Genomic DNA, 16,731 nt, shown 5'->3' on the forward strand with positions numbered 1-16,731 from the left:
AGAAGTCTGATAAGGGATGATTTTATGAAGCTAACATCTAAAAAAGGACCTTTATATTTTCAGGTGAAAGATATTTTAAAGGAGAGAATTATTAGCGGCTATTATCCGAAAAATGAATTAATTCCTTCTGAGCCTGTACTTGAGCAAGAATTTTCTGTAAGCAAAATAACCATTCGCAAAGCTGTTGAACAGTTAGCCAATGAAGGATATGTAGAGAAAAGAAGTGGTATAGGTACCAAGGTTATTGATAATAAAGTTGCCCCGAAACTTTCAAGAGGGCAGAATTTTTCAGAGTTGTTAATAAAGGAAGGATTTGATTTAAAAAAAGAAGCTATAAATATTTCTACTGTACGTACGAAGGATAATCCATTTCTTCAACAGCATATGGGAGAAGCATGTTATTGTTTAGAACGTCTATATTTGTTAAATGACCAGCCGTATATTTATTTAACTCACTATTTTCCGATAACTGCTCATTTAGCCTTAGATTTAGAAGTATTTCAAGGTTCACTCTATGAATTACTTTATGAGAAGGGGTTAGTTATGAATCGTTTTAACGATGAATTCGATGTAGAAATTCCTTCTGATAAAGTAGCATCTAAATTAATGGTCGATCAAAAACCATTACTAAAAAGAATGAGGTATTCCTATAATATAGATGAAACGTTAGTCGAATATTCAACAGCTTATTATCAAACAGAAATCCATCGATATGTGGTGCAGTATAATGTTTGATTGACAGGATAAACCCTATTATTTAATGGGGTTTTTTTCATTTTGTATAGAGTGAAATTGTCCATGTATATTAACGTCTGCGTTGTTCATATTAACAAAGGACAAGCGCGTTATTAACTGTGTAAGGGTGGAAGAACATGGAGAAAAAACCTATTATTTTATTAAATATTGATTCATTAATGGCTCATCCCCTGGAACTTGCCGTTCAAACTGGTCGTGCTCCAGCACTTCAATTTTTAATGGAAAATGGCTTGTATGATCCGGCAATGGTTAGTTCATTTCCTACGATGTCTGTAACGATTGATAGTAGTTTATTAACCGGAACGTATGCTGATCAGCATCATATACCTGGGTTAAGTTGGTTCGATATGGAGAAAAACCAGTTTGTTAATTATGGGACAGGGTTTCGTGAGACATTTCGCTTAGGCATGCGAAGGTCGATACATCAAATGTTATATGCTTTGAATAATGAACATTTAAGTCATCATGTAAGTACGATTTATGAAGAGTTAGCTAAAGAGGGGATATCCTCTGGTTCCATTAATTCGTTTGTCTACAGGGGGAATGTCCCACATCGATTAAAAACACCTCGATTTCTAAGCGCCTTTACATATTTTAAAAACGGAGAATGGTCCACCCAAGCTACCTCGCTTTTTTCTTTAGGGACATTTTCCAAGATCCGACCTACGGGTTTTACCCCACAGATCGCTGCTGGTAATCTTAAATATACCGCTAGAGAACTTCGTTACTTAATACGAAAAAATAAATTACCAGCGTTTACTTTTTGTATCTTTCAAGATATGGATGCACGATTACATTTTAAAGGACCGATGGATATCAAAGGCATAGTTAAGGTGGATCGTCAAATCCAAAAAATCTTAAACATGTACTCGGATTGGAATGAGGCAATTAAACAATCTATTTGGATTGTTATTGGCGATAATGGCCATTCTGCAACAGGGATTAAATATAAAGATGTGGTAATTGATTTACGAAAGGTTTTGACCAAGTACCGCATCGCTAAAATTCAGCGTTCCATACAAAAGAAAGACCAACTGGCTTTTTGTGTTAATCAACGCATGGCTTATATTTATAAATTAGATGATAAGGTGCAGACACATGCGATTATTAAACAATTAAAACATGATCATCGAATTGATGTTATCGCATGGAAGGAAAAAGGGTCTGTCTATGTAGAATCAGGCATGAATAAAGGAAGATTAACCTTTCATCCAAATGGAGAAGATCAAGATGTTTATGGTCAATTTTGGAGTTTAGAAGGGAGGCTTGACCTGTTAGATATATCATGGCAAGGGAATAAGCTGCAATATGGGGATTTTCCTGATGCGCTTGCTCGTTTATATGGAGCTTTGTTTTCGCAACAAGCAAATTGTATTGTCGTAAATGCGAAACCTGGTTGTGAATTTAAAGCGCAATCTACACCATTTCACCTAAGTGGAGCTGCACATGGATCATTGCATAAACAAGAATCGCTTGTACCACTCATCATTGCCGGTACAAAGATGAAGCCACGTTTCTCTCGAATTGTTGATATGAAATCTTTTATTATTGCATTGGTTGAACAGTATAAGGGAAAAGGAAAGTAGGTGTGGACCATTAGGAAGCCAAAAACTTCCTTTTATATTATTAATAAATTCATCCAAAATAATAAAAAGTGATATTTTGGAGTGGAGTAAAATGCCAATGAGAGAGTATTTATTAGGGTTCTGGGGAAGTGTTGATCCAATTTATTTTGCATGTACACGTTTAAGGTATGTTGCGGATACGAATCAGCAAAAAACCCTTCTACGTGTACGCCTTACAAAGTATAAAGGAGCGAGAATTGTACTATCAGATGGTACCATCATCGAAAAAAATGATGTGTTAGTAAAAATCCATCTTCATAATGTAAAATTGATTAAGGAATTGAGCACCATTCCAAACGAAATGAAACGAGCTGTTTTCATTTATCATAGCATAAAACAAGCGATGCCAAATTTAGCCATGTTTTTACAAAGCCATCCAAGCAGCAGACAAATAAAAGGAATCATTGGGATAACAAGTTTATGTCGGGGAGCAGAAAGACTTGGATTTGAAAAATCAGCTCTATGCAATCGTTATTATCGGATGTATAAAAAAGCAACCTTATTACCAATAAACCTATTAGCTTCCAACAAAGGTATAGAACCTGTTTATCTATTTATGTCAAAAAATAAATTATTGAACAAATACGGGACAAATACGAAGTAATTTGTCTATTGGGTGGAGTTTATTATGAATCGATTATCAGATACAGAAGCGTTATTTCTTCCCTTTTTGCAAATTCCAAGTGGACATCATCATGTAGCTGATACGCTCATGACAGAATATAACCAGGTTTATCCTCAAAAAAGATCGATTAAATTGGATTTATTAGCCTATAGCTATGGAAATCTAGAGGCAGTTGTTTCCTCCATTTATACAAATTGGATAAAGTACTTTCCTGATTCTTATGATCGATTATATCAACAACTAGCATTTAAAAAGGCAACAAAGCGTACCCGTCATTTTCATTACGAACTCTTATTTCGACCATTCTTAGATAAACTAATAAAGGATACAAATCCTGAAATTTTATTTTTTACCCATGCTTTACCCTCTAATATGGCTAGTGTATTAAAACAAAAGAAAAAGTTGTCAGCCATTACGGTGAATGTGTACACTGATTTTTTTATTAATCGATTATGGGGGATTAATGGAATTGATTTTCATTTTGTTCCCTCCGTATCCGTAAGGGATTTCTTGATTCGTTTAGGAGTTAGAGAAGATGCTATTTTTGTAACTGGTATACCAGTTCATCCCGTCTTCCGTCAAAGCAGAGTACAGACAGCATTTCGTCAATCCCTCCTTGTTACAGGAGGCAGCCTTGGAACGGGGAGAATGAATGAGTTATTATCTTCTGGTAATTTGCCTACACAATGGCATCTATATATTTTGTGTGGGCAGAATCGCCAATTATATCAACATTTATTACAAAAGCAACTACCGATGATCACTCCTATTCCATATATCGAATCAAAGCAAGAAATGAATGAGCTTTATCAAAAGGTAGACGCTGTCATCACGAAACCCGGCGGGGTAACAATTAGCGAATGTTTAATAAAAAAGAAGCCGATCTTTATTTACAATGCATTACCTGGCCAAGAAAAAATAAATGTGCAGGAATTATCTCAATTAGGTTTAATACATCAATTAGGTGAAGAAGCACTTGAAACACAAATAAATCGTTATTTTATGGAAGGTAATGATAGCTATTTTATGAATCAATTAAAAAGGTACGATGAAGAACGAATAAACCAAACAATTGGAGAACTAATACAACGAATCATGAACAGTTAAAATCATTGGCAATCCTATGCTAATGATTTTTTATTAGAATAGAATGGTTCCTGATTTCGTGTTAAGGGAATGCTAGAAGAAGAAGGAAAAGCAAAATAATCGAATATCTGTTCGTTTTTGTGTTAAAATGTATGGAAAGTGTGATATTATAGTTGTAGTTATTAGGATCGGAGGAGTTTCTAGTGGAAAATAAGTTTGAACTGGTGGCAAGTTATGAACCACGTGGCGATCAGCCAAATGCAATTAAAGAGATAGTCGAGAAAGTAAAGGCTGGTCAGCGTCATCAAACATTATTGGGAGCAACAGGCACTGGAAAAACATTTACAATGTCTAATGTTGTTAAAGAAATAAATCGACCAACTTTAGTGATTGCCCACAATAAAACATTAGCTGGGCAACTATATAGTGAATTTAAAGAATTCTTTCCTAATAATGCTGTCGAATACTTTGTCAGCTATTATGATTATTATCAGCCAGAGGCTTATGTCCCTTCTACAGACACATTTATAGAAAAAGACGCAAGTATTAATGATGAGATAGATAAATTACGACACTCCGCAACCTCAGCGCTTTTTGAACGGAATGATGTATTAATTGTTGCGAGTGTATCTTGTATATACGGGTTAGGTTCTCCAGAAGAATATAAGAGTCAGGTTCTATCCATACGTACAGGCATGGAAAAAGATAGAGATCAACTTTTGCGTGAACTTGTTGATATTCAATATGCGCGAAATGACATTAACTTCCAACGTGGTACGTTTCGGGTACGTGGCGATTCTGTTGAAGTAATCCCTGCCTCAAAGGAAGAGCATTGTATTCGTATCGAATTCTTTGGAGATGAAATTGACAGAATTCGTGAAGTCGATGCCTTGACTGGGGAAATTATTGGCGATCGGGAACATATTGCAATCTTCCCTGCTTCTCACTTCGTTACAAGAGAAGAAAAGATGAAAGTAGCCATTAAAAATATCGAGCAGGAATTAGAGGAACGGTTAAAGGAATTACGAGAACAAGATAAATTATTGGAAGCGCAGCGGTTGGAACAACGTACACATTATGATCTGGAAATGATGAATGAAATGGGTTTTTGTTCAGGGATTGAGAATTATTCACGCCATTTGACGCTTCGTGAAAGCGGAGCAACACCTTATACCTTACTTGATTTCTTCCCTGAAGATTATTTAGTGGTTGTTGATGAATCACATGTTACCTTACCGCAAATTCGTGGAATGTATAATGGTGACCAAGCAAGAAAACAAGTTTTAGTAGATCACGGATTTAGACTCCCTTCTGCATTGGACAATCGGCCATTGAAATTTGAAGAATTTGAGAAAGCTACCAATCAGCTTGTCTATGTATCTGCTACGCCTGGTCCATATGAAGAAGAGCATTCACCAGAGATGACAGAACAAATTATCAGACCAACTGGATTATTAGATCCAGTTGTAGATGTGCGTCCAATAGAAGGACAAATTGATGATTTAATCGGAGAAATTAATAACCGTACCAAACGAAATGAACGTGTTCTTGTGACGACGTTAACGAAAAAAATGTCAGAGGACCTTACGGATTATTTGAAAGAGATCGGCATTAAAGTTGCTTATCTACATTCTGAAATAAAAACATTAGAGCGAATAGAAGTAATTCGAGATCTAAGGGTTGGTAAATACGATGTTCTTGTTGGGATTAATTTACTTAGGGAAGGCCTGGATATTCCGGAAGTATCACTTGTAACTATCTTAGATGCAGACAAGGAAGGATTTTTACGTTCTGAGCGCTCTCTTATTCAAACGATGGGACGCGCAGCTCGTAATGAAAATGGGATGGTTATTATGTATGCTGATAAAATAACGAACTCGATGCAAATAGCAATAGAAGAAACCAACCGCCGTCGTCAGAAACAAATGGCCTATAATGAAGCGCATGATATTACACCAATGACGATTAAAAAAGATGTTCGTGATGTTATAAAAGCAACCGTTGCTGCAGAAGAGCAGGCAGACTATGATGATGGAAAAACCAAAAGTATTAGTAAGTTAGCATCTGAAGATAAAGATAAGGTAATCGAACAAATGGAAAAAGAAATGAAAGACGCTGCAAAAGCTCTAGATTTCGAAAAGGCTGCAGAGCTTCGTGATATTCTACTTGAACTAAAAGCAGGAAGGTGATGAAATGCCTAGTAAATCAATTAATATTCAAGGTGCCAGGGCTCATAATTTAAAGAATGTCGATGTTACAATTCCTAAAAATAAATTAGTTGTACTCACAGGTCTTTCCGGTTCAGGGAAATCTTCGTTAGCATTTGATACGATCTATGCAGAGGGACAACGGAGATATGTAGAATCTCTTTCTGCGTATGCAAGACAATTCCTTGGCCAAATGGATAAGCCAGATGTTGATGCCATTGACGGGTTGTCACCTGCAATTTCAATTGACCAAAAAACAACTAGTAAAAACCCTAGATCAACTGTAGGGACCGTTACGGAAATATATGATTATTTGCGCTTGCTTTACGCAAGGGTCGGGCATCCGACTTGTCCTAAACATGGCATTGAAATATCTTCACAGACGGTTCAGCAAATGGTTGATCGAATTATGGAATACCCGGAACGGACAAAAATGCAAATCCTTGCTCCAGTTGTTTCAGGGAGAAAGGGAGAACATGTAAAGGTATTCGAAAGATTGAAGCAAGAAGGGTATGTTCGGATTCGTGTTGATAAGGAAATGCGTGAAGTTACGGAAGATATAAGATTAGAAAAGAATAAAAAACATTCCATTGAAGTAGTCATCGATCGAATTGTTGTAAAAGAGGGGATAGCAGGCCGCCTCAGTGACTCCATTGAAACAGCCTTGTCTTTAGGAGAAGGGAATATCATTGTTGATATCATAGGAGATGAAGAAATAACCTTTAGTGAGAACCATGCATGTCCTATTTGTGGTTTTTCAATTGGAGAATTGGAGCCGCGGTTGTTTTCGTTTAACAGCCCATTCGGTGCATGTCCGACTTGTGATGGATTAGGTACCAATTTAGAAGTAGATTTAGATTTAATTATTCCCGATTGGACGAAATCATTAACAGAACATGCTATTGCTCCATGGGAGCCAATTAGCTCCCAATATTATCCACAGCTTTTGAAGAGTGTTTGTGAACATTATGATATTGATATGAATAAGGCTGTGAAGGATATACCGAAAGAGAAAATGGAAAAAATCTTATATGGAAGTGGAAAGGAAAAAATACATTTTCATTATGTGAATGATTTTGGTAGTGTTCGTGATAGTCATGTTGTATTTGAAGGAGTTATCAATAATGTCGAACGGAGATACCGAGAGACCTCTTCTGATTTCATTCGTGAAACACTAGAAAAATATATGTCACAAAAAAATTGTCCGACATGTAAAGGACACCGTTTAAAAGAAGGTGCACTAGCTGTACTTATCAATGGAAAGCATATTAGTCAAGTAACAGATAATTCGATTGTAGAAGCAAAACAGTTTTTTAATACGGTAGACTTTTCTGAGAAGGAAGCTAAAATAGCTAAAATGATTTTAAAGGAAATCGATAATCGCTTGGATTTCTTGAATAATGTAGGATTGGATTATTTAACATTGTCACGTGCATCAGGAACTTTATCGGGTGGTGAAGCACAGCGTATACGGTTAGCGACTCAAATAGGTTCTGCATTAACAGGAGTCTTGTATGTGTTAGATGAACCCTCGATTGGTTTACATCAGCGTGATAATGATCGATTAATTGCATCATTGAAGCGAATGCGTGATTTAGATAATACGTTGATCGTGGTAGAACATGACGAGGATACGATGCTAGCAGCCGATTGGCTAATAGATATTGGGCCAGGTGCTGGTGAGCATGGTGGAGAGATTGTTGCTAGCGGCACACCAGAAAACGTAATGAAACAGAAGCAATCCTTAACTGGTCAGTATTTAGCTGGTGAGAAATTTATTCCTTTACCTACCAAGCGCCGAAAAAAAGATAAGCGTGCGATTGAAGTAGTCGGAGCAGAGGAAAATAATTTGCAGAAAGTTACAGCGAAATTTCCGATCGGCTTAATGACTGTTGTAACAGGCGTATCTGGGTCTGGAAAAAGTACACTCGTCAATGAAGTATTATACAAGTCATTAGCCAAAGAATTGCATCGTGCGAAGGTTAAGCCTGGAAAACATAAGAAAATCAAAGGGATAGAGAATATTGATAAAGTCATTGATATTGATCAATCGCCAATTGGAAGAACTCCAAGATCTAATCCAGCAACATATACAGGCGTATTTGATGATATTCGAGATGTATTTGCTCAAACAAATGAAGCAAAGGTTCGTGGTTACAAAAAAGGACGTTTCAGTTTTAATGTGAAAGGCGGCCGTTGTGAAGCTTGTCGTGGAGATGGCATTATAAAGATTGGGATGCATTTCCTTCCTGATGTATATGTACCTTGTGAGGTATGCCATGGCAGTCGTTATAATCGAGAAACATTGGAAGTAAAATATAAGGGAAAAAACATTTCAGAAGTATTAGAGTTAACAGTGGAAGAAGCGCTAGAATTCTTTGCAAATATCCCTAAAATTAAACGTAAACTGCAGACAATCTACGATGTAGGATTAGGTTATGTTAAACTTGGTCAACCTGCCACTACGTTATCAGGTGGGGAAGCGCAACGAGTGAAATTAGCTAGCGAGCTGCATCGCAGGTCGAACGGGAAGTCATTTTATATTTTAGACGAGCCAACGACTGGTTTACATGCAGATGATATTGATCGATTACTCAGGGTATTACATCGACTGGTTGACAATGGAGATAGTGTATTAATCATTGAGCATAATTTAGATGTTATAAAAACAGCCGATCATTTAATTGATCTAGGACCTGAGGGAGGGGCCCGCGGTGGACAAATCATTGCCTCTGGCACTCCTGAACAAATTGCAAAAGAAGAAGCATCCTATACCGGTAACTATTTAAAGCCGGTATTAGAGCGTGACCAACAGCGGATGAAAGAAACGATGGAGTCCAAAGAAAAAGTAGCCTCTAAATAAAAGAAACAGCGTGTAGAAAAACTTATTTGTTTTTCTACACTTATTTTTTATAGTGTGAAACAGGTTGAAGGTTCAAACCCATGTTAATGTCATCATGGTTCAATCTTTTGACGGTTTTCAGTTCTTTCGATAAGCTAAAAGAAGAGTGTAAATTGGGAGGACATGAAATGAAACCAATCGAAATGGAAAACGTACAAAACTGGTTAGATGCGTTTACAAATAAGCAAGTCTATATACATGTTGAAACGACGAACGGAGCTTACGCAAGTCACTTTGATGATAAAGCCTATAATGTTGGGGCCTACGTTAGAAATGTACAAATTACCTTTCAACAAGCGAAAATTGTCGGTGATGGTAACGCACATCGTGTTGGCTTAAAAACAGATAATGGCTGGATTTATGCCGAGGGACTAACGGATTGGGTGATTCATGAGGAGTCAAAATTATTACTTGCTGGCCATGATCGTGATGGCAAGTTAATGGTTGCACTACAAATTAGTGAAACCCCATTTGATTATTAAGAAAATGAGAAGGAGAGATAGGTGATGAGCGTGGAGAAACATGTTGTTGTTATTTTACCGCATCCAGATGACGAGTCTTTTGGATCAGCGGGTTCAATCGCAAACTTTCGTAGTCAAGGCATACCGGTAACATACTTATGTGGAACATTGGGAGAAATGGGACGAAATATGGGAACGCCCCCATTTGCAAATCGTGAAACATTACCGTTAATTCGAAAACAAGAATTACAAAATGCTTGCCAGGTGCTTGATATGAAGTTACAAATGCTTGGATACCGTGATAAAACCATTGAATTTGAAGATCGCATGGAGATTGCTAAACATTTAAAAGGAATATTAGATGAGATTGAACCGAGTCTGGTAATTACACATTATCCGGGATATGCTGTACATCCAGATCACAATGCATTAGGTGCAGCAGCTATCAAAGCAGTTGAATTAATGGAAGTAGAAAAACGTCCGGTTGTCTGGACGCAAGCATTTGCACGTGGATTTAAAGATGATCTTGGTGAGCCGGATGTCGTAAATGATGTGCTTGATCTATTTGAGAAGAAAATGGAAGCCATATTATGTCATGATTCCCAAGCTGGTGGGATTATTGGTCAATTAAAAGACTATAAAAAACTTGGTAATGACGTTCTACAACAAGCGAAAGAACAATTTGGAACAGAAACGTTTTATACGTGGAACTTTGATAACTAACCGTATGAATAAAAGTGAAGAAGAAAACGAAAACCTTTTGCCCCTTTAATTCGTATAATGTTTAAAGATAACAAGAAAAGGTTACTATTCATAATGATTAAAGGAGGATATTGTATGAAAAAATTATATCGTTCCAACACGCAGCGGATGATAGCTGGGGTACTTGGGGGATTAGCTGAGTATTTTAATATCGATGCGACCATATTAAGGCTTGTATTCGTTGTTCTATTATTTATGAGTGCATTTACCTTTGCTTTGGTTTACTTAGTGGCTATTTTTATTATTCCAAATGAAAGAGAGATTCACTAACGATGTTACAATGGCTAGTCTCCATTCTTTTAAATGCAGTTGCGCTTATTGCGGTTGCGCAATTATTCGAATCCTTCCACATGGATGGATTTGTGACTGCATTGTTAGCGAGTTTCATTTTAGCTATTTTAAATATTATTGTTAAGCCAATTTTGGTTATATTAACCCTACCAATTACTGTTATATCACTAGGTTTATTTCTTTTTATTATAAACGCGGTTACATTAATGATCACACAAGCGCTAATGGATCATTCATTCGTAATAGATGGATTTGGGACGGCCATTATCGCTGCTATTATTATTTCGGTGATAAACTTACTTTTAAATCGTTTGGTGAGAGATTCCGTGAGGTAAGATCGTGGGCAATTTGCCTACGATTTTTTATTGGGATATGCTACAATGAAGAAAACTTGTCCCCTTTTAGGACAAGTTCATAACCGTATGTACAAAGCAGGTAGCATTTCAATGACATATCGATGTCACAATCAGAAAATTCACCTTAATAAGGCTGGTTTTTATAAAAGGTAGTATGGTTATGCTTACTACAAGGAGGATAAACAAATGTCAACCGTACGCACCAAGGATTTATTAGATAATTTTAATCTAACACTTGTAGCTGGTGAAGATGGATTACATAGAGAGATTACGACAAGTGATATATCAAGACCTGGTATTGAAATGACAGGGTATTTTAAGTATTATCCGAAAGAACGTCTGCAACTCATTGGTCGAACGGAAATGGCTTATTTCTTAGATTTGACCGAGAGAGAAATGCTGGACCGAGTCGATCACTTATGTACGGATATTACGCCAGGTATTGTCGTTACACGAAATATGGAAATTCCCCAAGTAATGATAGATGCAGCAAATGAATCTGGTGTGCCGATTCTTCATTCACCAAGAAAAACAACACGAGTGATTAGTCGTTTGACGAACTATCTAGAAGCAAAATTTGCTCCTTTTACTGCGATTCATGGTGTACTTGTGGATATTTACGGGGTCGGTGTACTCATAATGGGACAAAGTGGTGTTGGTAAGAGTGAAACTGCGCTTGAATTAGTGAAAAGAGGTCATCGTCTAGTAGCAGATGATAGTGTCGAAATCAGACAGGAGGACTACGACAGCCTAATTGGTAATCCTCCTCCATTAATTGAACATTTATTAGAAATAAGAGGTCTTGGAATTATTAATGTGATGACACTTTTTGGAGCGGGTTCCGTACGTAGTAATAAAAAAATCTCCTTAATTATTAACTTAGAGATCTGGGATCAAAAGAAACAATATGATCGGTTGGGCCTTGATGAAGATAAAATGAAGATTATGGATGTAGAATTACCAAAAGCTACAATTCCAGTGCGACCTGGACGCAACTTAGCAGTCATTATTGAAGTAGCTGCGATGAATTTTCGTTTAAAACGAATGGGAGTTAATGCAGCAGAAGAATTCTCCGAGCGTTTAACGAATATGATTGATCAGGAAAATGAAGATAAAGTATAGGAGGTACATCGAATGAGTTGTTCAGCACCTGCTCTGGATCGCGTGTTCTTACAAATTGGCGGTTTGCCAATTTATTGGTATGGAGTCATCATTGCTGCCGGGGCTTTTTTAGGTTTATTTTTAGCAAATAGGGAAGCGAATAAACTAGGCATGCAGAAAGATATTATGGTTGACTTAGTTGTTTTTGCTATACCTATTGCCATAATATCTGCTCGGATTTATTACGTTATTTTTGAATGGGATCGTTATGTAGGTGGACCATGGACAGACATATTTGCAATATGGGAAGGCGGCATAGCAATACATGGAGCATTAATTGGCTCAGTCATTACTGCGATTATTTATGCAAAAGTAAAAGATGTATCGTTTTGGCAATTGGCTGATATTGCAGCACCTAGTATCATACTCGGTCAAGCAATTGGTAGATGGGGAAATTTTATGAATCAAGAAGCACATGGGGGCCCCATTGCGGAATCTACATATACCAATTTTCATCAATATCTACCTGATTTTATTATGAATCAAATGTGTATTGACGGTGTTATGTATCATCCAACCTTTTTATATGAATCCGTTTGGAATATTTTGGTGTTTGTCCTTCTGTTAATGATTCGGAGATTTAATCCAATTCGTGGTGAATTATTCCTTGGTTATGCAATTGCTTATTCCGTTGGAAGATTCTTTATTGAAGGAATGAGAACGGACAGTCTTTATTTAATAGGCTCACTTCGACAAGCACAATTGATTTCTATTGTCATCATTGTTGTAGCGATTATCTTAATTATTTATCGCCGCAAAACAGTTCAAGCAAGATACAAAGACAATAGTATGAAAGCTAATGGCAGCAAAGGAAAGAAAACAACGAAGCAAAAGAAGAAGAAAAAATAAGGTCTGGTAACTCAAATAAACGAAAGTTTCATATGAAAGAGGGAATATGGAATGTATGGGATCTTACATCGAGGACTACAGCAAGGGTTACATACTACGTGGACATTGGGCAAGGTTATTTTTCCCATTACGTTAATTGTGACTATTCTACAATTTACACCAGTATTACCATGGGTTATTGAACAGTTAACCCCTCTAATGGGGCTGATTGGTCTATCTGGAGAGGCGGCAGTACCATTAGTTTTAGGAAATAGTTTAAATTTATATGCAGGTATAGCAGCCATTGTATCCTTTGATTTTACAGTTAAAGAAGTATTTATCATGGCAGTAATGCTATCCTTTTCCCATAACTTGTTTATTGAATCTGCGGTAGCATCAAAAGTCGGGGTTAGTTGGTGGCTAATTGCAGGAATACGAATAGCTTTAGCGATTGTATCCGCAGTTATTATCAATCTTGTTTGGAATGGCGGTTCAGAACAAGCGGCTTATGGATTTATTTCTAATGGGGATCCCGCTTTAGATGGTTGGGGAGAAATCGTATTACAAGGAATTCAAACTGCAATTATTGCAGTTGGTCAATTAGCGTTAATCGTCATTCCGTTGATGGTGGTCATGCAATTCTTACGTGAAAAAGGATGGCTAACAATATTGTCAAACAAGTTCGCTCCGTTTACAAAAGTACTTGGAATGAAAGAAAACACATCAATGACTATGGTTGCTGGACTTACAATTGGTTTAGCATATGGAGCTGGAGTAATGATTCAAGCTGTAAAAGAAGATGGTGTAGAAAAAAAGGATATGATACTTGCGCTTATCTTCCTCGTATCCTGTCATGCTGTTGTAGAAGATACGTTAGTATTTATTCCATTGGGGATTCCTGTTTGGCCACTATTACTAATTCGATTAATTACTGCTATTGTATTAACAATGACTATCGCTTTTGTATGGAAAAATATGGATAAAAAGAAACATAGAAGGGAAACAACGAATGAGCATACGTACAATACTCTTTGATTTAGACGGAACATTAATTGATACAAATGAATTGATAATTGCTTCATTTATTCATACGTTTCATTTCTATAACTTAGACTTCTCAAGGGAAGAAATTATTGAATTTAATGGCCCTCCACTTGTCGATACTTTTAAGAAAATCAATCCAATACAAGCTGATGCCATGGTTCAAACGTACCGTGAACATAATTTACAGGAACATGATAATTATGTAATAGCTTTTCCTAATGTAGTTGAAACAGTATCGCAGCTGAAGGATAAAGGTATTCAACTTGCGATTGTGACAACAAAAATGAGAAAAAGTGTAAATAAAGGGCTGGTGCTCACTGGACTAGATTCATTTTTCAGTACCGTAATTACGATCGATGATGTTAATCACCCTAAACCAGATGCCGAACCTGTTCTAAAAGCAATGAGAACGTTACAGGCAAATCCTGAAACAACCCTTATGGTTGGAGATAATTCGCATGATATAGAATCTGGAAAAAACGCAGGTGTACAAACCGCTGGTGTAGCTTGGTCGTTCAAAGGGAAACAACGATTAATGGAATATGAACCAACTTATATGTTAGAAGATATTCGTGATCTTTTAGTATTAACTGGAGTGTAGTTAAATGCGTAAAACGAAACGATTTCCTGTAAAAGATACAAATGCTTTATGGCAAATCTATAATACGGTACCTTTTTGGAAAGTAATGAAAAATTTTATCGTCATCCAATTAGCAAGGTATACCCCAATCATCGAAATAAAAAATTGGTTCTATCGTAAATGGTTATTCATGGAAGTAGGAGAGTATACTGCTTTTGCTTTAATGGTGATGCCAGATATTATGTTTCCAGAAAAGATTAAAGTGGGTAGAAATAGTGTGATTGGTTATAATACAACAATCTTAGCCCATGAGTATTTGATAAAAGAGTACCGGATTGGAGAAGTTATGATTGGTGACGAAGTCATGATTGGAGCAAATTCTACGATCTTACCAGGAGTGACTATTGGCGATCATGCAATCGTCTCAGCAGGTACCCTTGTGCATAAAGATGTACCTGCAGGTGCATTTGTTGGCGGCAACCCAATGAAAGTGATTTACACAAAAGAAGAAATGGAACAGCGAGAAGAAAAAAGAAATTAGAGTAGGTGATTGGAGTGGATGTGCCAACTGGTATATTACCGGCGATCCGAAAGATGAAAGATTTTGATAAAGCATTAGAAACTCCTCATGATTCTATTGTTATTTTAGAAACACGGTTATCTCAGATTAAAAGCTTGGTAAACTATTCGAAGCGTGCAAACAAGCAAATTTTAATTCATTTTGATCTAATTCAGGGGCTGAAATCTGATGATTATGGGATGGAATTTTTAATTCGTGAAATCAAACCCGATGGAATTCTGTCAACACGAGCTAATGTTATTAGTATGGCAAAGAAGCACCAATTACTAGCCATCCAGCGTGTATTTCTATTGGATAGTTTGGCATTGGAACAAAATATAAAATTAATTAATCGAGTTCGTCCAGATTGTATTGAAGTATTACCTGGTTTAATACCAACGATGATTCAATACATACATGAGCAAACAGAATTACCGGTGATAGCAGGAGGTTTAATAACAAAGGAAGAGGAAGTAAAGGCAGCATTAACTGCTGGAGCTATTGGTGTTTCAACTTCAAATACCGCGCTTTGGAATGTGAAGTGATCGGGTCAAAAGCCATTTACAAAAAATGGCTTTTTTTTGTGGGAATCTAGGCAATCAAATTGGTTAAGCACATACCTGTTATAAGTTTGCTCAATTTGTGGAATAACAAAAGAGCGGCTATCTTAGATAAATGAGGTGTGGATATGTCTGAATTCATAGGTGAATTAATTGGTACCATGATTTTAATTATTTTCGGGGGCGGTGTAGTTGCAGGGGTAAATTTGAAGAAAACATTATCGGAAGGCTCAGGATGGGTACTTATCTCTTTTGCTTGGGGATTAGGAGTTGCCATGGGGGTCTATGCAGTAGGTAGTATTACCGGTGCCCATTTGAATCCCGCTGTTACATTAGGTTTTGCTTCGATTGGTGAATTCCCTTGGGCGAAAGTGCCTATCTATATTTGTGCACAAATGTTAGGTGGAATGATAGGTGCAGTCATTGTGTTTTTTCATTATTTGCCGCATTGGAAAGAAACGAACGATCCTGCTGTCAAACTTGGTGTCTTTTCTACGGGACCTGCGATTCCTAGTACGATGGCAAATTTAATTAGCGAAATGATCGGGACATTCGTATTAGTCATGGGACTGCTGTTTATTGGGGCGAATACTTTTACCGAAGGACTGAATCCATTAATTGTCGGCTTATTAATTGTGGTTATTGGTATGTCACTTGGGGGCACAACTGGTTATGCTATTAATCCGGCTCGTGATTTAGGACCACGAATTGCACATTGGTTTTTACCAATTCCTGGAAAGGGACATTCCAATTGGAGTTATGCGTGGATACCAGTAATTGGGCCGGCCCTTGGTGGAATCTATGGCGGGCTTTTTTATGAGGCAATTTTTAAAACAAATGGTACAATAATATTTTGGGTCTTTAGCATAGGAATTTTATTATTATTTGCTACTGCATTACTACAAGAGTTGAAGAAAGCGTCATAGTG

At 36.9% G+C, this 16,731-nt stretch carries 17 protein-coding genes; all 17 read left to right on the forward strand.

Annotated features, from left to right (window positions below):
• The first annotated feature begins 24 nt into the window (after window positions 1-24).
• The 17 genes from BN990_RS06285 to BN990_RS06365 all read left to right on the forward strand — a co-directional run bounded on the left by BN990_RS06285 (window position 25) and on the right by BN990_RS06365 (window position 16,729).
• Entirely contained in the window at window positions 25-735 is a 711-nt protein-coding gene (locus tag BN990_RS06285) for a GntR family transcriptional regulator (protein ID WP_021289079.1), read from the forward strand.
• Window positions 736-872: 137 nt separating this feature from the next.
• Window positions 873-2,342, forward strand: a complete 1,470-nt coding sequence (locus BN990_RS06290; protein ID WP_021289078.1) for an alkaline phosphatase family protein — start codon at window positions 873-875, stop codon at window positions 2,340-2,342.
• 91 nt (window positions 2,343-2,433) lie between these two features.
• A complete protein-coding gene (locus BN990_RS06295; RefSeq protein ID WP_021289077.1) occupies window positions 2,434-2,985 on the forward strand; it encodes a YkoP family protein in 552 nt (183 codons plus the stop codon).
• Between the two features lie 24 nt (window positions 2,986-3,009).
• On the forward strand, window positions 3,010-4,113 hold the full coding sequence (locus tag BN990_RS06300; protein ID WP_021289076.1) for an MGDG synthase family glycosyltransferase: 1,104 nt from the start codon (window positions 3,010-3,012) through the stop codon (window positions 4,111-4,113).
• Between the two features lie 182 nt (window positions 4,114-4,295).
• Entirely contained in the window at window positions 4,296-6,281 is a 1,986-nt protein-coding gene (gene uvrB, locus BN990_RS06305) for an excinuclease ABC subunit UvrB (RefSeq protein WP_021289075.1), read from the forward strand.
• Between the two features lie 4 nt (window positions 6,282-6,285).
• A complete protein-coding gene (uvrA, locus tag BN990_RS06310; protein WP_021289074.1) occupies window positions 6,286-9,162 on the forward strand; it encodes an excinuclease ABC subunit UvrA in 2,877 nt (958 codons plus the stop codon).
• Window positions 9,163-9,329: 167 nt separating this feature from the next.
• Window positions 9,330-9,683 carry a YojF family protein gene (locus tag BN990_RS06315; protein WP_021289073.1) on the forward strand — a complete coding sequence of 118 codons (354 nt, stop codon included), beginning with the start codon at window positions 9,330-9,332 and terminating at the stop codon, window positions 9,681-9,683.
• A 30-nt stretch (window positions 9,684-9,713) separates the two neighbouring features.
• Window positions 9,714-10,385: a bacillithiol biosynthesis deacetylase BshB2 gene (bshB2, locus tag BN990_RS06320; RefSeq protein ID WP_031334975.1), complete on the forward strand. Its 672-nt coding sequence runs from the start codon at window positions 9,714-9,716 to the stop codon at window positions 10,383-10,385.
• A gap of 114 nt (window positions 10,386-10,499) precedes the next feature.
• Window positions 10,500-10,694, forward strand: coding sequence for a PspC domain-containing protein (locus BN990_RS06325; RefSeq protein ID WP_021289071.1), 195 nt, complete (start codon window positions 10,500-10,502; stop codon window positions 10,692-10,694).
• A 2-nt stretch (window positions 10,695-10,696) separates the two neighbouring features.
• Entirely contained in the window at window positions 10,697-11,050 is a 354-nt protein-coding gene (locus BN990_RS06330) for a phage holin family protein (RefSeq protein WP_021289070.1), read from the forward strand.
• A 207-nt stretch (window positions 11,051-11,257) separates the two neighbouring features.
• Window positions 11,258-12,193, forward strand: coding sequence for an HPr(Ser) kinase/phosphatase (hprK, locus tag BN990_RS06335; protein WP_021289069.1), 936 nt, complete (start codon window positions 11,258-11,260; stop codon window positions 12,191-12,193).
• A 12-nt stretch (window positions 12,194-12,205) separates the two neighbouring features.
• Entirely contained in the window at window positions 12,206-13,081 is an 876-nt protein-coding gene (lgt, locus tag BN990_RS06340; protein WP_021289068.1) for a prolipoprotein diacylglyceryl transferase, read from the forward strand.
• A 51-nt stretch (window positions 13,082-13,132) separates the two neighbouring features.
• Entirely contained in the window at window positions 13,133-14,095 is a 963-nt protein-coding gene (locus BN990_RS06345; RefSeq protein ID WP_021289067.1) for a nucleoside recognition domain-containing protein, read from the forward strand.
• Window positions 14,070-14,705: a pyrophosphatase PpaX gene (gene ppaX, locus BN990_RS06350; RefSeq protein WP_038242977.1), complete on the forward strand. Its 636-nt coding sequence runs from the start codon at window positions 14,070-14,072 to the stop codon at window positions 14,703-14,705. The genes BN990_RS06345 and ppaX overlap by 26 nt, the downstream gene beginning before the upstream one ends.
• A 4-nt stretch (window positions 14,706-14,709) precedes the next feature.
• Window positions 14,710-15,225, forward strand: coding sequence for an acyltransferase (locus BN990_RS06355; RefSeq protein WP_021289065.1), 516 nt, complete (start codon window positions 14,710-14,712; stop codon window positions 15,223-15,225).
• Window positions 15,226-15,239: 14 nt separating this feature from the next.
• Window positions 15,240-15,788 (forward strand): glycerol-3-phosphate responsive antiterminator, encoded by a 549-nt coding sequence (locus BN990_RS06360; RefSeq protein WP_038242978.1) that lies wholly within the window; start codon window positions 15,240-15,242, stop codon window positions 15,786-15,788.
• A gap of 143 nt (window positions 15,789-15,931) precedes the next feature.
• Window positions 15,932-16,729: an MIP/aquaporin family protein gene (locus BN990_RS06365; RefSeq protein WP_038242983.1), complete on the forward strand. Its 798-nt coding sequence runs from the start codon at window positions 15,932-15,934 to the stop codon at window positions 16,727-16,729.
• Window positions 16,730-16,731: the final 2 nt, after the last annotated feature.

Source organism: Virgibacillus salexigens (genome assembly GCF_000723585.1).
GTDB lineage: Bacteria > Bacillota > Bacilli > Bacillales > Amphibacillaceae > Virgibacillus > Virgibacillus salexigens.